Raw genomic sequence first — 19161 nt, 5'->3', positions numbered from 1 at the left:
CGGGCACGCTAGGGGACCCGGTGACGGCCCTGACAGCTCAGAGGATCCAGTTCTCCAGCGGACCCCGGGCGAAGTACAGCACGAAGAGCACGGCCACCCCGTACAGGATGGGGTGCACCTCCCTCGCCCTCCCGGTGGCGGCCTTGAGCACCACGTACGACAGGATGCCGGCGCCGATGCCGTTCGAGATCGAATACGTGAACGGCATGATGGTGATGGTCAGGAACGCCGGGACCGCGATGCTCCAGTCGGTCCAGTCGATCTGCCGCACCGCGGTCATCATCAGGAAGCCGACCACCACCAGCGCGGTCGACGCGGCCTCGAACGGGACCACCTGCACCAGCGGCGCGAAGAACATCGCCAGCAGGAACAGCCCACCGGTGACCAGGTTCGCCACACCGGTGCGGGCACCCTCGCCGACGCCGGACGCGCTCTCCACGAACGAGGTGTTGCTGGAGACGCTCGCCGCGCCACCGGCGGCCGCGGCGAGCGAGTCGACCAGCAGGATCTCCCGCGTCCTCGGCGGCATCCCTTCGTCGTCGAGCAGTTCACCCTCCTGGCCGACCGCGACCATCGTGCCCATCGTGTCGAAGAAGTCCGCCACCAGCAGCGTGAAGACGAACATCAGCGCGACCAGCCAGCCGCCGTGCCGCCACGAACCCAGCACGTTGAAGTGACCCAGCAGCGACAGGTCCGGCGTGCTGACCACCTGGGCCGGCATCTTCGGCACGTTCAGTGACCAGCCGTGCGGATTCTGCACCACCGAGCCGACGTGGGCGAGCGCCTCCACCACGATGGCCAGCACCGTGCTGCCCAGGATGCCGATCAGGATCGCGCCGCGGACCTTGCGGACGAACAGGATCAGCGTGAAGATCAGGCCGATCGCGAAGACGAGGGTCGGCCAGGTCAGCAGTTTGCCACCGAGACCCATCTCGACCGGCACGGTGGTGTTCGCGACGTCCGGCACGCGGTGCACGAAACCCGAGTCGACCAGTCCGATGATCATCAGGAACAGGCCGATGCCGACCCCGATCGCGGTCTTCAGCTGGGTCGGGACCGCGCGGAACACCATCGTCCGCAGGCCGGTGAGCACCAGCAGGCCGATCAGCAGACCCTCGATCACCACCAGGCCCATCGCGTCGGCCCAGGTCATCTGCGGGGCGATCTCGTAGGCGACCAGCGCGTTCACACCCAGACCCGCGGCCAGCGCCAGCGGGAAGCGGGCCACGACGCCCATCAGGATGGTCATCACACCGGCGACCAGGGCGGTGCCCGCGGCGAGCGCGGCCAGCGGCAGGTGCGCGCCGGCCTTGTCCGTGCCACCCGCCAGGATCAGCGGATTCAGAACGACGATGTACGCCATGGTGAAGAACGTGACGAATCCGCCACGGATCTCACGGCTCAGCGTCGAGCCGCGCTTGGTTATCTCGAAGAAGCGGTCGAACCCGCTCCGCGCAGTAGTTTCTGCGGTTGTGGACATGCTGGCCCTTCCGGGTGGCACAGTGACGTCGCGCGCATGCTTTCAGACAGCATGACCTCGGCAAAAGCCGAACGATGTTACAACTCTCACGTCCTGCGCCGAGAGGGTCGAAAATAGCCTTACCCTGACGGGGTGAGTGACCTGTCTCCCGGTCTGAGCGTCGTCACCGGCTCGAAACCACGACCCGAGCCGCTGGACCCGCCGATGGTCCCGTTCGCGCTCGCCGGCCTGGCCGCGTTCGCCGTCGCCGCGCTCATCTGCCTGCTGGCCGGCGCGCCCGACCGCTGGCTGCACACCAGCGTGGCCGGGTTCCTGGTCGGCATCCCGGGCCTGATCACGATGATCGTCCACGACCGGAACCGGAAGCGCCGCCGGGCGCTCTCCCACGCGGAGTTCCGCGAGATCTCCTAGACCGGCCGCCGCATCCCTACAACGTCGCGGCGAGGTCGTCGCCGAGCGGTGTGCGCTCGTAGTAGACGGCACGGCCGCTGCGCCGGCCCACCACCACCCCGGCGTCGCGCAGCGCCGCGAGATGCCCGGAGACCGTGCCGAGGGACACCCCGAGCAGCGCCGCCAGCTGCGACGGCGTGCTCGCGTCGGCCAACGCGCCGAGGACCCGGGCGCGGCCCCCACCGATCAGCCGGGCGACCCCGCCGGTCGCGGCCCGCACCTCCGCCAGGGCGCCCCGGGCCGGATACACCAGCGCCAGGCGCGGCGGCGCCTCGCACATCCACTGTCCGACGGTCCCGGTGTGCGGCACCAGCACCAGGCCGTGTTCGCCGACATTCAGATCGGCGTAGGTCTGCAGGGAGAAGAAGATCGCATCGGGCGCCGCCCAGCGGATCTTGCCCATCCCGCTGAGCGCGTCCCGCCAGCCGCGGGTCGCGAGCACCCCGGCCCGGTGCCGGATGTCGCGCTCCATCACGGCCCGCCGGCGCGGCCAGTCCGGCTCGACGAACCATTCCCAGATCCGGGCGAACACCGCTGCGGCCCGGGTGGTGACACCGTCGACGTCGGCCCACTGCAGATCGTTGGTCTTCCAGGCGTACCGGCCGGACTCGGCGATCGTCGCCCGGGCCGCCGCGTCCGGCAGCAGCGCGCGCATCTCCGCCAGCTCGTCCTCGATCCGGGTGGTCATCGACGTGGGTGGGATCGCCACGAAGTCCGGCAGGTACTTCGTCGCCGAGATCAGCCGGACCAGGCCCGCGGCGAACGGGTCGTCGGCGAGCCACCCGGCCAGCGCCCGCGCCTGGGCGCCCGGCCGCCCGCCGTCCTGCTCCCGCCGCAGGACGACCAGCCGGCTGAACGTCTCGGCGAGCGGCGAGAGCGCGAACCGGCTGGCCCGCAGCGCCTCCGGTCCGAGACGGATCTGCGTCATGGCACGACCTTGCGGCAATCGCCGCAGGAATGCAAACCCGCGGCCGTACGGGATGACGATGCTCGCCGTGACCAGCGACCTTTCCGCCGCCCCGGTGCGGCGACTGCTGAGCGGCCGGTTCGGATGGTTCCTCGCGGGTCGGGCCGTCGACATCTTCGGCACCTCGATGACGACGGTCGCGCTGTCCCTGGGCGTGCTCCAGGCCTCCGGCCGGGCCACCGACCTGGGCGTCGTGCTCGCCACCAGCATGGTCCCCACGCTGGTGCTGCTGCTCGCCGGCGGTGTCCTGGCCGACCGCACCAGCCGCCGTGGGCTGCTCATCGCCGCCAACGCGGTCAGCGCGGCGGCCGTCGGCGGGATCGCCGTCGTGCTGATCACCGGCCGCTACCACCTCGGGACGGTCGCCGGGCTGTCCCTGGTCAGCGGGGCTGCCACCGCGTTCGCGTCACCGGCCCTGCGCGGGATCGTCCCCGAGCTCGTCGACGACGCTGACCTGCAGCGGGCCAACGCGCTGCTGTCCGGCACCAGGAACGGCACCCGGATCATCGCCCCGGCCGTGGCCGGCCTGCTCACCGTCACCGCCGGCGGGGGTTGGGCGCTGGCCGCCGACGCGGCCAGCTGTCTCGTGGCGGCGGCGCTGTTCCTGCGCTTGCCGCCCGGGAGCCGGACCGCCGCCACCGCACCCGGGCTGGGCGCCGACTTCGCGACCGGCTGGCGGGTCTTCCGCTCGATGCGCTGGGTGATGCTGACCAGCTTCTCGTACGCACTGGTCAACGCGTTCGCCGTCGGCCCGTGGAACGTGCTCGGCCCGACGATCGTCGCCGCGCACGGGGGCGCGTTCGGCTGGGGCGCGGTGCTGTCGGTACGCGCGGCCGGGCTGTTGGCGACCAGCCTGGTCGCGGTCAAGCTGGTGTTCCGGCGACCGCTGCGGACCGGACTGCTGCTCGGCGTCACGTCCGCGTCCCCGTTGCTGGCCCTCGGGCTGTCCGGCGAGGCGTGGACCGTGGCCGGGGCGGCCTTCGTGGGTGGCATCGGGTTCACGATCGCGGGCGTCACCTGGGACACCGCGCTGCAGACCCGGGTACCGCGGGAGGCGCTGTCCCGGGTTTCGTCGTTCGACGACCTGTTCTCGTTCATCGCGATCCCGTTGTCACAGGTCGCGATGGGACCGCTCGCCGCGGCGGCGGGCGCGGGCCGGGTGGTCGTGGTGTGCGGCGTGGCCTACGTCGGCGCGTGCCTGCTCCCGTTCCTGAGCCCGGAGATCCGCCGCGGCTAGCGCGTCGGGCCACCAGCACGCCACGCCCCAGCCGTGGCCGGCACGCCACGCCCTAGCTGTGGCCGAAGTCCTCGGCGGGCTCGCCCGACTCGACCGAGCCGTGGCCGCGGCTGACCGCCACCGCCTCCACCTCGCTGTCGTCATAGATCGTCGGCAGCTCGTCGACCGGCTGCTCGGTGCCGGCCAGCAGCGCTTCCGAATGCGCGCCGCAACCGTGGTCGGCGCTGACCGCACGGCCGTCGTCCGGCGCGTACAGGTTGCCGCAGACACCGAACATCTGCCGCAGCGTGCCGGCCAGCGGCAGGTAGAAACCGCAGGTGCCGCAGCGCGCGTTCCGCGGGGCGGCGGTGGAGATCGGCGCCTCCGGACCGGCGTCGCCGTCATACCACCGCTGGGCGGTCTCCATCCGGCCGTCCTTGGACATCACCCGGGACCGGCCCAGGCCGAGCTCCCAGGAGACCTCCTCGACCGCGGCGTCGTCGCTGAGCACGTAGCCGGGGGTGAGCCGGTCGTCGTCCGGCGCGGTCGGCATCAGGTCGCCGACACCCAGGTCGCCGGGCTGGACCCGCTCGTTCCACGGGACCCAGCCGGGGGCCATCAACGCGTCCGGCCCGGGCAGCAGCACCGTCTCGCAGATCGTCACGTGCCGGCTGCGGGGCACCCGGGTCACCGTGACCGCCCAGCGCCAGCCGCGGTAACCGGCCAGGTGGGACTCGAAGAAGTGAGTCACGACACGATCGCCCTCGGCGATCGCCTCCAGGTGCTCACCGATGTCGGTCGGGTCCACATCGGTGATCGCGCCACGGGCCACCCCCACGGCATCGGCACAGACCTGGTCGAGTCGGGCGGCGCGGGCGACAGTCCTGGAGGTCACCCGCCCATTGTTGCCTACTCGGAGGGATAGCTCGCAACGAGTCCCCAGATGCGGGGTCGCCCGGATCAGTCAGGATGGTTGCCATGCCGTTGCTTCCCACTCTCGGACGCACCGTCGGCACCGGTGTGAAGGCGGTCCGCGTCGTCGTGCGCGGCTGCGTGCGCGGCACGGCCTGGGCCACCCGGCGGGTCGGCACGATCCGGGCCCGCGGCGCGGCCGGCGAGATCGGCATGATCCGACTCTTCGACCTGCACGCGGTCTCCTGCGCCGGCGACGCGCTGATCGCGATCGGGCTGGCCGGCACCATCTTCAGCGTTCCGCTCGGCGAGGCCCGCGGCAAGGTGGCGCTCTACCTGCTGATCACCATGGTGCCGTTCGCGCTGCTGGCGCCGGTCGTCGGCCCGCTGCTCGACCATTTCCGGCACGGCCGGCGGTACGCGCTGGCGGTCACCATGCTCGGCCGGGCGTTCCTGGCCTACGTGATGTCCGATCACCTGGCCGGCTGGGCGCTCTATCCGGCGGCGTTCGGGGTGCTCGCGCTGTCCCGGGCGTACGGGGTGGCCCGATCGGCGGCCGTGCCGCGCCTGCTGCCCGACGGGGTCGGACTGTCCCAGGTGGGCGCGCGGGCCAGCGTCTACGGCACGTTCGCCGGGGCGGTGGTCGCCCCGATCGGCCTGCTCGCCTTCCGGTTCGGCCCACAGTGGCCGATGCGGGTCGCCACCCTGATCTTCATCGTCGGCATGGTGATCGCGCTGCGGCTGCCGCCGCGCGCCGACTCCGACCCGCCGGAAGCCATGCCGCGCGCCTGGCGCACCCTGCTCGGCCTGGGCCGCGGCCCGGACCGCCCGCTCTCCGGCCGGCTCATCCTGGCCACCCTGGTCGGCAGCGCCGGCCTGCGCCTGCTCTACGGCTACCTGCTGCTCTTCCTGACCTTCGCGATCATGGCCGGGGACGTCGGCACCGGCATCCTCGGCCTGACCGTCGGCAACGGCACCGCGGTCGGCATCGTCGGCGGCGCCCTGGCCCTCGGCACGTTCCTGTCCACCGCGGCCGGCACCGGCCTGCACATCCGCCGCCCGCTCGCCCTGCAAGCCGGCGGCCTGATGGTCACCGCCGGCGCCGCGGTCCTCGCCGCCGTCGTCGCCAACCTGGCCACCATCACCCTGCTGGCGCTGCTCGCCGCCACCTTCAGCGGCATCGCGAAACTCGCCGTCGACGCCACCATCCAGGAACGCGTCCCGGAACGCCTGCGCGCCACCGCCTTCGCCCACTCGGAAACCGTCCTGATGCTCGCCTGGGTCACCGGCGGCGGCCTCGGCCTGATCCCGCTCACCGGCCGCCTCGGTATCGCCCTCGCCGCGCTGCTGGCGAGCCTGGCCGCGGCCCGCGCCGGCTGGTCCGCGGCCCGGCTCCGCGGCGAACGGTTGTCCGGCCGGTCCGGGTTCGCCGAGGACAACCCCGGCGATCCGGTCGCGGTCTCCGGAGACGGCCGATTCGCCGGTACGCCGGAAGCCCCCACCACCGCGCCCATCCCGCCCGCCCCGCGGCCGTCCGCCACCCACCCGGACCGGCCCGCCGGGCGGCTCGACGACGAGGCGGTGTTCGACGAGGCGGCCGACCCCTGGCCGGACGCCCCGACGGTGCCCGACCAGGCCGGCCACAACCCGCCGGTCCAGCGCCGCACCACCCGGCCCGGCCCGCCCGACGTCGATACCCGGCCGAGCGCCACGGGCCCCGGCACCCGCGACCACGACACCCGGCAGAGCACCACGGGGCCGGGCGCCCGTGACCACGACGTCCCCGCCGGCCCACGCGCGGAGCATCCGCTGGACACGACGCTCGTGGACGAGCCGGGCCACCGTCGCTGGTGGTCCCGCCGCAGGCCCGCGAAGAAGCCGACCACCCCGCCGCCCGCCTCCCCGGGCGTTCCGGAGCCGACGCAGCAGTTCCCGACCGAGGCCCCGCCCGGCCCGTCCCCGGCACCGCCCGGCTATCACGTCTACCGGCCCTCCTCGGCCGGCCCGTCCACCGGGAACGGCGACTCCGAAAGCAGCGACAACGCGTGAACCCGCTCCTGCTCGTCACCGCGGTGCCCGCCGAGGCCGACGCCCTCCGCGCCGCCCTCGGCCCGGCCGCCACCGCCGCGGGCCACACCACCACCGCCGCCGGCCCCGGGTCCACCGCCGCGGGCCACACCACCACCGCCGACCCCGGGTCCACCGACGCGGCCCACTCCACCGCGGATCCCCACGCGATGCCCGATCCGGCTGCCGTGCCGGGCCGGGGCGGGGGCGCGGATCCCCATTCGCTTGCGGTCGTCGTCGAGGCGGTCGGCGTCGGGCCCGCGGCGGCCGCGGCCGGTACCGCCCGGCTGCTCGCCCGGCGCCCCTACCGCGCGGTGATCAGCGTCGGCATCGCCGGTGGCTTCCCGGGCCGCGCCGCGGTCGGCGACACCGTCCTGGCCGCCCGCACGATCGCCGCCGACCTGGGCGCCGAATCGCCGAGCGGTTTCCTGCCGATCGAGGAGTTGGGCTTCGGCAGCAGCACCCTGACGATCGATGCTGAGCTGCTGCAATCGTTGCGGGCCGCACTTCCGCACGCGATCACCGGCGACATCCTCACGCTGAGCACGGTCACCGGCACCGCGGCGACCACCGCCCGGCTGGCGACCCGTTTCCCGCAGGCGGTCGCCGAAGCCATGGAGGGCTACGGCGTGGCGATCGCCGCCGCCGCGGCCGCCGTCCCGTTCGCCGAACTCCGCACGATCTCCAACCCGATCGGCCCCCGCGACCGCGCCGCCTGGCGCCTGGCCGACGCGTTCGCCGCCCTGCGAGCCGCCGCCCCCGCCCTGCTCACCCTCCCCTGACCGCCGCCCACCGGCAGCGTCGAACCGACGCGGAAACGGCACCGGCCTGCGGCGCGGACCGGCCTGAACCCGCCGCGCGAGGCCGCCGGTGCCGAGCCGAAGAACCCGGCAGCGCGGAACCGGCGGGCACCTGCGGCATAGAGCCGGCGAGACCGGGGACGCGGGACCCGCGGGACCACCTTGAGCCGGGAAAGGGGCGGACCACCTCGACCCGTCGACCCGTCCCGGATGCCGCCCAGCGATCTCGCGGCGGGCTCACCTCGCCGAATGAGAACGGGGCTCGCACCTTGCGGTTGTCGTGGGCAGGACACCGTACAAAGGCATCTGATATTTCGCGGCAGGAAACCGCGCCGCGCCCAGCGACCGCCCCCAGAATTTTCCCGCGATGACAACCGGTAATCAACGATCGGCCAGAAGTAACCGCACACCGTCCGCCTTGCCGCAAATGTCGGCCAACCGGGCACGAAAAGGTGAATTCTTTTACAGGAATCTGTTGCTGTTGATGATCGGGCCCGGCATGCTGCGCTGAACGGCCATGTGACCCACGTCGCTGTCATCACCGAGCGCTCCGGGTCGATCGGAAACGGGATGCTGAGCGAGGCACGATGGACGAGATGAGCGCCGCGGCGCGGGCCCGTTTGATCGGTGCCGGCTACGCCGCCCAGGGGCTGGGTTATGCGGCGATCGTCACCGCCCTGCCCGCGTTCAAGGACCGGCAGCACCTGACCGACGGCAAGGTTTCCGCGATCCTGCTGTTCGTCTGTGTGACCGCGGCGCTCGGCTCGGTGGTCGCCGATCAGTTGGCGGCCCGCTGGGGCAGCCGGCATGCGCTGGCCGGCGGTCTGTTCCTGGTCGGCGCCGGGTTGGCCGCGACCCTGGTCGGCACGCCGACCGTGCTCTTCGTGACGATCCTTCTGCTGTACGGGGTGGGTCTCGGCATCGTCGACGCCTCGCTGAGCATGCAGGGGGTGCTGGTTCAGGCCCGCCTGGGGCGCAGTGTGATGAGCCGGCTGTTCGCCGCGTACACCGCCGCCGCGATCGTCGCCGCCCTGCTCATGTCGTGGTCGCTGGACAGGCATCACGGGGCGACGGTGCCGCTGGGCGCCGCGGCCGGCTACGCCGTGCTGGTCGGCCTGGCCGGCTGGCGCGCTTTCGAACCCGGCCGCACCGAACGCTCCAGTGCCGTCCACGACACCGGCAGCCGCGCCGTCCGCCGGGTCGTGGTGGTCTGCGGCATGCTGATCTTCACGGCGTTCCTGGTGGATTCGGCGGTCAGCACGTGGAGTTCGGTCTACCTGAAGGACAGCCTGCATTCGCGGGCCGCCATGGTGCCGATCGGCTACGCCGCGTACCAGGCGACGGTCCTGGTCAGCCGGCTGGTCGCCGATCACCTGGTGCCCCGGGCCGGCCGGCTGACGATGGCGGTCGGTGCGCTGGCGGTCTCCGGGGTCGGCTGCGCCCTGGTCGTCCTGCTGCCGTCGACGGCCGCCGCGATCGCCGGGTTCACGGTCGCCGGGATCGGGGTGGGGGTGCTGGTCCCGCTGGCCTTCTCGGCGGCGGGTGAGGCGGCCGCGGAGAGCAGCGACGAGGTGATCGCGCGGGTCAACCTGTTCAACTACGGGGGCGCCCTGGTGGGGGCGGTCCTGCTGGGGGCGCTGTCGGAGCCGATCGGGCTGCGGATCGCGTTCCTCATCCCGGTCGCCGGGGTGATCTTCACGGTGCCGCTGGCCCGGCAGCTGCTGCACCTGACGCCGGCGCCGGCACCGCGCCCGGCTCCCTGAACGAGCGCCAGGCCCGCGGCTGGCACCGCACCGGCCGCCTCTCGCGGCCGGCTCGGCTTCCCCTGTTCGGCGCGTACGCCGTGAGCGGCCCCGCCCCGGGCGGTGGATAGGCTGGACGGGTGCCGAGGCTGGTCGACCATGAGGTGCGCAGGGCAGAGTTGTTCGCGGCGACCTGGCGGGTGGTGCGGGCGCGCGGGGTCGACGGGACGACGACCCGGGCGATCGCCGACGAGGCCGGGTGTTCGCTGAGCGTGCTGGCGCATTTCCTCGGCGGCAAGGACGACATTCTGGTGGCGGCTCAGCGGGCGGTCTACGACCGGATCGTGGAGCGGGCCTTCCGCATCGGCGGGGATCTCCTCGGGTTGGCGGCGTTGCGCACGGCGCTGGACGCGGTGCTGCCGATCGACGAGGAGCGGGCGGCCGACGCGCACGTGAATGTGGCTTTCGCCGGGGCGGCGTTGTCGCATCCGCTGCTGGCCGAGTCGCGGCGGGGGTCACACCGGGTGATCCGGATGCATCTGCGGACCTGCCTGCGGGAGGCCCGCGAGCTGCGGGAGCTGAGGGCCGGCGTCGAGGATGAGGCGGTCATCGACGACTTCATCATCCTGGTGGAGGGCAGCACGCTGCTCAGCCTGGTGGACGGCTGGGCCGAGGAGGGCCGGGCGGAACGCCTGACCCGCCTCGCCGACGCCTTCGTCAACCAGCTGCGGTCACCCGGCCGCGGCTGACCTGATCAGGTCGCGATACCAGTACCAGGAGTCCTTGCGGGTCCGGGCCTGCGTCTCCCGGTCGACGTAGACGAGCCCGAACCGCTCGTCGTAGCCGGCCGCCCATTCGAAATTGTCGAACGCCGACCACACGTAGTAGCCCTGCACCGGCGCCCCGGCCTCGATCGCCGCCGCCACCGCCTCCAGATGCGCCTGCAGGTAGGCGATCCGCCGCGGATCCCCCACCCGCCCGTCCTCGCCGGGCGGCCCGTCGTGGAACGACGCCCCGTTCTCGGTGACGATGACCGGGGGCAGCAATGGATACCGCTCTTTCAGCGTCACCAGGATTTCGGTCAACGCCGCCGGCACGATCGCCCAGCCGAAGTCGGTGCGCTCGTCGCTTTTCACCGGCACCGGCGAGAACGGCATTCCTTCCGGGATGTCGACTTCGAGAATGCCGGAATAGTCCTTGCCCTCCCGCGGCGCTTCGATCGCCGTCGGTTCGTAGAAGTTCACGCCGTAGAAGTCGAGCGGCGCCCCGATCAGCGCCAGGTCCCGGTCGAGTTGCGTCTCCTCGACGCCCACCCCGGCGCGGATCATCTCGTCCGGGTAGTCGCCGAGCAGGATCGGGTCGGAGAAGGTCCAGTTGGTCAGGTCGCGGAACATGTCGGCGGCGACGGCGTCGGCCGGATCGTCGGACGCCGCGTACACCGGGAAGTGCTGGTTGGCGATGCCGACCGCGCCGGCGTCGTGGGCGCGCAGCACCTGTACCGCGAGCCCGTGGGCGAGCAGCTGGTGATGCGCGACGGGCAGCGCTTCGAGCCCGAGTCCGCGGCCCGGGGCGTGCGAGGTCAACCCGTACCCGTAAAGGGTCTGGACGCTCATCTCGTTCATCGTGATCCAGTGCCGGACCCGGTCGCCGAGGCGCAGCGCGACCGTGCCGGCGTAGTCGGCGAGCCGATGGGCGGTGTCCCGGGTCAGCCAGCCGCCCCGGTCCTCGAGGTCCTGCGGCAGGTCCCAGTGGTACAGCGTGGGGACCGGCCGCACCCCGGCGGCGAGCAGTTCGTCGACCAGCCGGTCGTAGAAGCCGGGGTCGGCCAGCGCCCGCGTCCAGGAGATCGAGAAGCGGTAGTCGTGCACACCGGCGTCCGCGATGTGGCCGACGTCTTCGGCATACCGGTGATAGTGGTCGATGGCGACCCGGCCGTCCTCGCCGTGTCGCACCCGCCCCGGTTGCGCGGTGAACGTGTCCCAGATCGAGGGGGCTTTGCCGCCGGCGTCGGCAGCGCCCTCGATCTGGTAGGCCGAGGTGGCCATGCCGAACCGGAAGCCGGGTGGGAAACGCATGCTGGTTCCTTTCAGGACAGTGCTTCGAGCCGGGGCAGGCAGGCCAGTGCGAGCAGCGCGACGGCCGCGGTGAACAGGTACAGGGTGGGATATCCGCCGAGCCGGGTGACGATCGGCGCGGCGATCACCGGGGCGAGCAGCTGCGGCAGGGTGCCGGCGATGTTGGCGACGCCGAGCATGGTGGCCCGGGTCTCGGCGTCCGGCAACACGTGCGTGATCACCGCCATGTCGACCGCGACGTACGCCCCCCAGCCGGCCCCGACCAGCACCGACGCCAGGATCGCCACGGCGACCACGGGGATCAGGGCGAGCAGTACGGTGCCGGCGGCCAGGATCACCGCGGCCGCCGCGACGAAGATCCGGCGGCGTTCCCACCGGTCGGAGAGCACCCCGCCGGCGAAGCCGAAGATCCCGGCGAAGACCACGTTGACCACGGTGAGGATGAGCACCCAGGTGGCCGCGTCGCCGACCCCGACCCGGTCGGAGAGGTAGTAGAAGAGATAGACCAGCACCAGCGCGTTGACCAGGTTGAGCAGGAAGCGGATCAACCAGGCCCAGGCGAACGGGGCGCCCGGCCGCAGCAGCGCCGACCAGCGCACCGCGGTCCGGTCCGGGACCAGCACCGGCTCCCGGTGGATGAGCAGCAGGGCGGCGCCGAGGGCGGGCACCGCGACGGCCACCGCCAGGTATCCGCCGCTCGCGACGGCCAGGGCGGTGCCCAGCACGACCCCGACGATCTGGGCGACGCCGAACAGCGCGCCGACCGTGCCGCGCTGGCGTTCCGGCACGCGGTCGCCGATCATCGCGGCCAGCGCGGCGAGCGGTCCGTTCAGTCCCACCTGGACCAGCACCCAACCCACGATCATGGTGGTACGGGTGTCCGCCGCGGCCAGGACGAGAAGCCCCGCCACGCCGATCACCGTGCCGGCCACGAAGATCGGCCGGCGCGAGCCCATCCGGTCGGAGACCGCGCCCCAGATCGGGTTGGCGACCAGCGAGGCGGCCGCCCCGACCGCGGTGACCAGGGCGAGCAGCGCCTCCTTGCCGCCGCCGGTGGCCTCCGCGAGCCGAGCGGCCTGCTCGGGCAGCAGGATCTGGATCGGCCCGAACCAACCGGCCGCCACCCCGATCATGGCCAGCGCGTACGCGACCATCCAGCGCGTACGCACCGGCACTTCAGTGATCGTCATGGACGGGCTTTCTCCCACATCTCGACGTACGCCTCGGCGCCCTGCATCAGTTGCGCCCGCAGCTTGGCCCGATCCGGGCCGGCCTGCTGGACCAGGTCGGTGATCCAGTCGGCGTACAGCCCGTACTGCGCCACGCCGTCGGTGTTCAGGTCGAACGTGCGGGTCCCCCACACCTGGCGGTTGATGGTGGTGCCATTCAGCCCGGCGAACGGGTAGGTGAGCGGGCCGGCGCCGGCGGTCAGCCGCGGGGCGGCCTGGGTGCCGAGGCCGTTCACGTCGGTGCCCACCCCGTACCCGACGATCCGGTTGCCGTTGGGGAGTGCGTTGTTGGCCCGCCACTCGTCGAGGAACGTGCCGGTGCCCTGGCCGTCGTCGGTGGCCGCGAAGGCGTAACCGGCCACGAAGCCGCCGGCCTGCAGCACCCGGTCGACCAGGGCCCGGTCGGCCCAGCTGTGCACCGAGGTGACCCCCGGGTAACCGGCCTGCACGGCCATGTCGAGCACGTCGTTCGCGGTCTTCACGCTCATGTGGTCGATGTGGATGATCAGGCCGCGGTCGATCATCTTCTGGATCAGGTAACGGCCGATGGTGGTCAGCCCGCGGGTGTTGCAGATCTTGCCGCTGGGGTAGACGGGCAGGATCGTGCCGGCCGGCAGCCCGACGCCGAGGCTGAGCAGCTTGGCCAGGTCGTCACTGACCAGCGGCTGATCATTGTCGGACGGGCCGGTGCAGCTGGTCGCCTGCCACCAGTGCCCGCTGGAGAGCAACTGGCCGACGTTGATCGCGGCGCCGGTGAGCCCGGAGTCGAACCGGGTGCCGCCGAACGCGTTGTCGAACTTGTGCACCGGGTAGAAGCCGCTGACCCCCATGCCCTGCAGCTCGTCGAGACCCCGGTCGATGTCCGCGGTGGTGCACTGCGGCACGTCCCGGATCTCCCGGCAGCCGAAGATCTCCGAGTTCTCCACCCCGATGGTGACCGCGAGTCTGCCCTGCGCGGCGATCGCGCGGACCTCGGCCGGCGTGGTGGCCAGCCGGAACCAGCCCTTGCCCGGCCCGCCGCTGCGCGCGTCGATGTAGTCCTGCATCCGGCGCAGATAGGTGGACTGGGCCCGGATCTGGTCCATCTCGTCGCAGGAGGTGTGCACCGGGGTCAGCTCACAGATCACCCGGTTCGCCACCAGCAGCACGTTGAGCACCCGCTGGCCGGACTGCCAGGCACGTTCCAGGCTGCGGAAGTAGGACGCCTCGTGCAGCTCGGTGTCGTGCTGCGGCCAGTCGGTGAACGACGGCCAGCCCTGTTCGGAGGAGTTGATCGGATCGGTGCCCGCGATGATCGCCTCGAGCAGCGCGCCCCAGCCGAGGGTGGCGTGCGACGGGCAGCCGGCCAGCGCGACCGGGGCGCCGCCGGCCGCATAGGCGTCACCGCAGTGCAGGGATCCGCCGAACGCCTCGCCGGCGGTGATGTGCGCGTGCGCGTCGATCCAGCCGACGAGTTTGCCGTCGGCGCCGACGGAGGGTCCCGGGGTGCCGCCCACCCCGGTGGCGATGTCCGGGATCGCGGCGCAACCGGTGGCCGGGGTGAGCGCCATGGTGGCACTGCCGGCGCCGAGTCCGCCCAGGTAGCGGCCCATCTGCTGACCGGTCGCGGTGCTGACCAGCCGGTAGCGCCCGGTGGCGGAGCTGACCGTCCAGTCGGCCCGGTCGCCGTACGAGTCGCCGGCCCACACCCAGCCGAGCATGCTCTGGTACGGCGGCGCGCCGGTGTGGTCGCGCAGCACGTACCGGCCGAGCTGGGTGGCCTCGAACCGGAACGGCTCGGCCTTGGCGGCGGTGCCGGTGAAGCCGTAGCCGACCGAGTCCTTGAAGACGTAGCCGAGCGGAGTCGATCCGTTGAACGCCTGGAGGGTGACGCACGCGCCCTCCAGGTCGTTGGCGGGCGTCCAGGTCACCGCGGCTTCGGCGGGCGCGGACAGCCCACCGGTGAGGCCGAGCACCAGGACGCCCGCGAGCAGTCTGCGACGCACGGGGCACCCCCTTGGTAGATCAAATGATCCGACAAGGCGGAGTGTAGAAATTCACACCGTGTTAAAGCCAGAGGTGAATGTGAATATTTTTCCGGGGAGCCATATGCGGCGTCTCCGAGGCAGGGGCTAGCGTGAATGCCGTGGCGCTCTCGCTCGCGGTCTCCCCGTGCCCCAACGACACCTTCGTCTTCCACGCGCTGATCCACGGCCTGGTCCCCGGCGCGCCTGCGGTCGACCTGACCTTCGCCGACGTCGACGTCACCAACACGGCCGCCGAGCAGGGCGCATTCGACCTGGTCAAGGTGAGTTACGCGGCGCTGCCGTGGCTGCTCGGCGACTATGAGCTGCTGCCCTGCGGAGGCGCCCTGGGCCGGGGCTGCGGCCCGCTGGTGCTGACCCGCGACGGGCGCACCGACCTGACCGGCGCCACCGTGGCCGTGCCCGGCGACCGCACCACGGCCTACCTGTTGATGCGCCTCTGGTCCGCCGAGCACCCGCCGGCCCGGATCGAGGTCGTCCCGTTCCACCAGATCATGCCCGGGGTGGCCGCCGGCACGTGGGACGCCGGCCTGGTCATCCACGAGGCCCGGTTCACCTACCAGCGGTACGGGTTGACCGCGCTGGCCGATCTCGGCGAGTGGTGGGAATCGGACACCGGCCTGCCCATTCCGCTCGGTGCGATCCTCGCCAAGCGGGGCGTCGTCGACCCCGCCGCGGCCACCGGGTGGATCCGGGACTCACTGCGCCAGGGCTGGCTCGACCCGGCCGCCAGCCAGGACTTCATCCTGGCCAACGCGCAGGAGATGGAGCCGGCCGTGGTCCGCCAGCACATCGAGCTCTACGTCAACGAGTTCACCCTGGATCTGGGCAAGGACGGACTCGCCGCCGCCGACGCCCTGCTCGGACGCGCGGCGGCGGCGGGTCTCACGCCAGCGGTGCCGTCGTTTCTCTAGAGCTCGAACTCGCGGGCGACCGCGTGCATCAGCTGCGCGATCTTGGCCGCGGTCTTCTTGTCCGGGTAACGGCCACGCTGCAGCACGGGCTGCACGGTGTTCTCCAGGACCTTGATCATGTCCTCGATCATGCTGGCCGTCTCCTCGGCCGGGCGGCGGCGCGCCTCGGCGTCGCGCAGCGCCAGCGACGGCGGCGCGTCCAGCAGTTTCACGCCGAGCGCCTGGGCGCCCTTGCGGCTGTCCACGACGCCGAACTCGATCCGCTGTCCCGTTTTCAGGTCGGCGACCCCCGCCGGCAGCGCACCCTTGGGCAGGAACACGTCGCCGCCCTCATCACTGGTGACGAATCCGAATCCCTTCGTCGCGTCGTACCACTTCACTCGACCCGTGGGCACCGCTGACCTCAACTTCACTCAATGGACACAACTGCTCACGGGGAGCCTATCCAGCCGCGGCCCCGGACCCAACTGCAATCTCCTCCAGCCGGGCCGGGAAGCCGGGCAAGCCGGACAGAAAGTACGTGTTCGCCGCCTCGTGCCCAGGTCGGAGCCGACCGGGCCGGATCAGTGCGTCTGCGACTCCGGCAGGCTGCGCAGGCGCTCCAGCGGCAGCGGGAAGCTCTGGTCGTCGCCGAACGGCGACGGGGCGGCGGCCCGGTCCGAGACCAGCTCGGAAACCTGGAGGTGCCCCTTCAGAGCCGGGCTCTCCTGCTTCTTGGCCTTCGACGCCACGTTCCGTCCTCCTCCTGAAAGAGGTCCGGCCACGCCCGGACCCGTCACCATCGTCCCATGAACGTTAGCGTTGAAGACGATGGCCACCACATTTGCGGATCAACTCCGGTCGCTGCCCGACGAGGCGCTGGGCGCGCTCCTTCAGCTGCGCCCTGACCTGGTCGTTCCGGTGCCCGCCGACATCTCGGCGCTGGCCGTGCGCGCGCAGTCGCGCGGCTCGGTCGCCCGCTGCCTGGACGGGCTGGACGAGTTCACCCTGACCATCCTCGACGCCGCGCGGGTCACCCGATCCGCGGACACCGCCCTCACCTCGGTCGACGCCATCGTGGAGCTGGCCTCCGGGGTGGCCGCCGACGACGTGCGGGTGGCGGTCGACCGGCTGCGGGTCCGGTTCCTGCTGCACGGCCCGCCGGAGGCGCTGCAGGTGGTCGCCGCGGTCGACGAGGTCACCTCGCCGTATCCGGCCGGCCTGGGACGCCCGGCCGACTATCTGGACGCGCACGCCGCCGCGCTGGTCGCCGACCGGGCGAGAATGCGCCGCACCGTCCTCGCCGCGCCGCCCGGCGCCCGCGCGGTGCTGGACCGGCTGGCCGCCGGCCCGCCGGTCGGTTCGCTGGCCCGGGACGCCGTCGCCGAGCCGATCCGATGGCTGGTCGACCAGCACATCCTGGTGCCCATCTCGGAGGCCGGCCGCGCTCCCCGCCCGGATGGCGACCTGGTCGAGCTGCCCCGCGAGGTGGGCCTGCTGCTGCGCCGCGAGTCGGGCCCGCTGGGTCCGCTGCGGCCGTTCCCGCCGCTGCCGCAGGCACCGGTGCGCGACGCGAAGGCGGTCGACTCGGCCGGCGCCGGGCAGACCATGGAGGCGGTGCGCGCGGTCGAGGCGGTCCTGGAGGCGCTCGCCGCCGAGCCGGCCCCGGTGCTCAAGACCGGCGGGCTCGGCGTGCGCGACCTGAAACGGCTGGCCCGGGTGGCCGGGGTGGACGAGGCCGGCGCGGCGCTGCTCGTCGAGGTGGCCTACGCGGCCGGGCTGCTCGGCGAGTCGGAGACGTCGGCGCACCGGGTGCCCGGCGCGGTGCAGGACATCTTCCTGCCGACCGGGGCGTACGACCTGTGGCGCGCGGCCGGCATGGCGCACCGCTGGGCCACGCTGGCCCGCGCCTGGCTGCTGATGACCCGGCAGCCCGGCCTGGTCGGCCGGCGCGACGAGCGGGACCGGCCGATCAACGCGCTCGCCCCGGACGCCGAACGGGCCGGCGCCCCGCAGGCCCGGCGGGAGGCGCTGGACGCGCTGGCCGACCTGGAACCGGGCGCGGCGCCGGCGGTGGACGATCTGCTGGCGCTGCTGGCGTGGCAGGCGCCCCGCCGGGCCCGGGGACGCGAGCTGGGGCACCGCGACGGGTGTGCCGGGGCGGCTCTGCTCGGGGTGACCGGCCTGGGGGCGCTCACGTCGTACGGCCGGTTGCTGATCAGCGCCCCCGAGCTGACCGAGAGTGACCCGCTGGGTCTGCACCCCGAGGAGACGCCCGCGGACGCCGTCCGCGCCCTCGACGTGCTGCTGCCCGCACCGGTCGACCACGTGCTGGTGCAGGCGGACCTGACGGTGGTGGTGCCCGGCCCGCCGGAACCGGAGCTCGCCGCCGAGCTCGACGTGATCGCCGAGCCCGAGTCGGTCGGTGGGGCCAGCGTCTTCCGGGTCACCCCGGCCAGCGTGCGCCGGGCCCTGGACGTCGGTTACACCGCCGCCGATTTGCACGCGGTGTTCCGCCGCCGATCGCGCACCCCGGTCCCGCAGACCCTGGAGTATCTGATCGACGATGCCGCCCGCAGGCACGGCGGGCTGCGCAGCGGCTCCGCCGGATCCTATCTGCGCAGCGACGACGAGGCGCTGATCGCCGAGGTGCTCGCCGATCGCCGGGTGACCGGTCTGGACCTGCGCCGGATCGCGCCGACCGTGCTGGTCAGCCCTCGCCCGGTGGCCCGGCTGCTGGGTGCCCTGCGCGAGGCCGGGTTCGCCCCGGTCGCCGAGGACGCCGGCGGCGCGGCCGTGCTGACCCGGCCCAAAGCGCGGCGCGCGCCGAGCCGGACGCCGCGGATCGCCGAGCCGGCCGGCCCGCCGTCGCTGGCCGGCCCCCGGCTGGCCGGGGTGGTCGAGCAACTGCGGCGCGGGGACATCGCGACCCGGGCGGCCCGGCGGGCGCCGGTGACCGTGCGGGCCGCGCAGGGCCAGGCGGTGCCCGGGCTGACCGCGGTGCAGCAGCACAGCCAGGCGATGGCGGTGCTGCAGCAGGCGGTCCGGGACCGGGCGAAGGTCTGGGTGGGGTACGTCGACTCCCACGGCGCCACGCTGTCCCGCCTGGTCCGGCCGGTGTCGCTGAGCGCCGGCTACCTGCGCGCCGAGGACGAACGCGGCGAGAACACCCACACGTTCGCGCTGCACCGGATCACCGCGGCGGTCACCGAGGAGTAGGCGGGCGGTCGTGATCGCCCCCGTGGCAACACGACCTGCCCCCCATACACACGGCTGAACCCGCCGGAACGTTGCAGCCGGAATTCC

The 19161-nt window shown here is 72.9% G+C and carries 16 protein-coding genes; 8 read left to right on the top strand and 8 right to left on the bottom strand.

Features of this window, described 5'->3' with window-relative positions:
* Positions 1-37: 37 nt before the first annotated feature.
* Positions 38-1480 carry an NCS2 family permease gene (locus ACSP50_RS02190; RefSeq protein WP_014687518.1) on the bottom strand — a complete coding sequence of 481 codons (1443 nt, stop codon included), beginning with the start codon at positions 1478-1480 and terminating at the stop codon, positions 38-40.
* Positions 1481-1684: 204 nt separating this feature from the next.
* Between ACSP50_RS02190 and ACSP50_RS02185 the strand changes: the two genes are divergently transcribed.
* On the top strand, positions 1685-1891 hold the full coding sequence (locus tag ACSP50_RS02185) for a DUF2530 domain-containing protein (protein ID WP_014687517.1): 207 nt from the start codon (positions 1685-1687) through the stop codon (positions 1889-1891).
* Positions 1892-1907: 16 nt separating this feature from the next.
* Here the strand turns inward: ACSP50_RS02185 and ACSP50_RS42905 are convergent, their stop codons facing one another.
* A complete protein-coding gene (locus ACSP50_RS42905; protein ID WP_014687516.1) occupies positions 1908-2858 on the bottom strand; it encodes a helix-turn-helix transcriptional regulator in 951 nt (316 codons plus the stop codon).
* A 67-nt stretch (positions 2859-2925) separates the two neighbouring features.
* On the opposite strand from ACSP50_RS42905, the gene ACSP50_RS02175 reads away from it, so the two are divergent.
* Positions 2926-4134 carry an MFS transporter gene (locus ACSP50_RS02175; protein WP_157432758.1) on the top strand — a complete coding sequence of 403 codons (1209 nt, stop codon included), beginning with the start codon at positions 2926-2928 and terminating at the stop codon, positions 4132-4134.
* 52 nt (positions 4135-4186) lie between these two features.
* On the opposite strand, the gene ACSP50_RS02170 is transcribed toward ACSP50_RS02175, so the two are convergent.
* Positions 4187-5008 (bottom strand): DUF3027 domain-containing protein, encoded by an 822-nt coding sequence (locus ACSP50_RS02170; RefSeq protein ID WP_014687514.1) that lies wholly within the window; start codon positions 5006-5008, stop codon positions 4187-4189.
* Between the two features lie 83 nt (positions 5009-5091).
* Between ACSP50_RS02170 and ACSP50_RS02165 the strand changes: the two genes are divergently transcribed.
* The 4 genes from ACSP50_RS02165 to ACSP50_RS02150 all read left to right on the top strand — a co-directional run bounded on the left by ACSP50_RS02165 (position 5092) and on the right by ACSP50_RS02150 (position 10383).
* On the top strand, positions 5092-7074 hold the full coding sequence (locus tag ACSP50_RS02165; RefSeq protein ID WP_014687513.1) for an MFS transporter: 1983 nt from the start codon (positions 5092-5094) through the stop codon (positions 7072-7074).
* Positions 7071-7874 (top strand): futalosine hydrolase, encoded by an 804-nt coding sequence (locus tag ACSP50_RS02160; protein WP_014687512.1) that lies wholly within the window; start codon positions 7071-7073, stop codon positions 7872-7874. The genes ACSP50_RS02165 and ACSP50_RS02160 overlap by 4 nt, the downstream gene beginning before the upstream one ends.
* A 605-nt stretch (positions 7875-8479) precedes the next feature.
* Complete coding sequence (locus ACSP50_RS02155) at positions 8480-9655, top strand: MFS transporter (RefSeq protein WP_014687511.1); 1176 nt, start codon at positions 8480-8482, stop codon at positions 9653-9655.
* Positions 9656-9774: 119 nt separating this feature from the next.
* Positions 9775-10383: a TetR/AcrR family transcriptional regulator gene (locus ACSP50_RS02150; protein WP_014687510.1), complete on the top strand. Its 609-nt coding sequence runs from the start codon at positions 9775-9777 to the stop codon at positions 10381-10383.
* Here ACSP50_RS02150 and ACSP50_RS02145 read toward each other — a convergent pair.
* The 3 genes from ACSP50_RS02145 to ACSP50_RS02135 are packed head-to-tail and all read right to left on the bottom strand — an operon-like array spanning position 10366 to position 14923.
* On the bottom strand, positions 10366-11709 hold the full coding sequence (locus ACSP50_RS02145; RefSeq protein ID WP_014687509.1) for a GH1 family beta-glucosidase: 1344 nt from the start codon (positions 11707-11709) through the stop codon (positions 10366-10368). The genes ACSP50_RS02150 and ACSP50_RS02145 overlap by 18 nt on opposite strands.
* An 11-nt stretch (positions 11710-11720) precedes the next feature.
* Positions 11721-12899, bottom strand: a complete 1179-nt coding sequence (locus tag ACSP50_RS02140) for an MFS transporter (protein WP_014687508.1) — start codon at positions 12897-12899, stop codon at positions 11721-11723.
* Positions 12896-14923, bottom strand: a complete 2028-nt coding sequence (locus tag ACSP50_RS02135; RefSeq protein ID WP_014687507.1) for a hypothetical protein — start codon at positions 14921-14923, stop codon at positions 12896-12898. Before ACSP50_RS02135 ends, ACSP50_RS02140 begins: the two co-directional genes overlap by 4 nt.
* Before the next feature lie 140 nt (positions 14924-15063).
* Here ACSP50_RS02135 and ACSP50_RS02130 point away from each other — a divergent pair, with 140 nt between their 5' ends.
* Complete coding sequence (locus tag ACSP50_RS02130) at positions 15064-15876, top strand: 1,4-dihydroxy-6-naphthoate synthase (protein WP_043510702.1); 813 nt, start codon at positions 15064-15066, stop codon at positions 15874-15876.
* Here the strand turns inward: ACSP50_RS02130 and ACSP50_RS02125 are convergent.
* Complete coding sequence (locus tag ACSP50_RS02125) at positions 15873-16271, bottom strand: cold-shock protein (RefSeq protein ID WP_014687505.1); 399 nt, start codon at positions 16269-16271, stop codon at positions 15873-15875. The genes ACSP50_RS02130 and ACSP50_RS02125 overlap by 4 nt on opposite strands.
* A gap of 168 nt (positions 16272-16439) precedes the next feature.
* Positions 16440-16607: a hypothetical protein gene (locus tag ACSP50_RS41485; RefSeq protein ID WP_014687504.1), complete on the bottom strand. Its 168-nt coding sequence runs from the start codon at positions 16605-16607 to the stop codon at positions 16440-16442.
* Positions 16608-16686: 79 nt separating this feature from the next.
* Here ACSP50_RS41485 and ACSP50_RS02120 point away from each other — a divergent pair, with 79 nt between their 5' ends.
* On the top strand, positions 16687-19074 hold the full coding sequence (locus tag ACSP50_RS02120) for a helicase-associated domain-containing protein (protein WP_014687503.1): 2388 nt from the start codon (positions 16687-16689) through the stop codon (positions 19072-19074).
* The last annotated feature ends 87 nt before the right edge of the window (positions 19075-19161 follow it).

Origin of the sequence: Actinoplanes sp. SE50/110, assembly GCF_900119315.1 — a bacterium.
In the GTDB taxonomy this organism is placed as follows: domain Bacteria; phylum Actinomycetota; class Actinomycetes; order Mycobacteriales; family Micromonosporaceae; genus Actinoplanes.
Note: the sequence above shows the minus strand (reverse complement) of the source record. Positions and strands in the feature narration are given on the sequence as shown.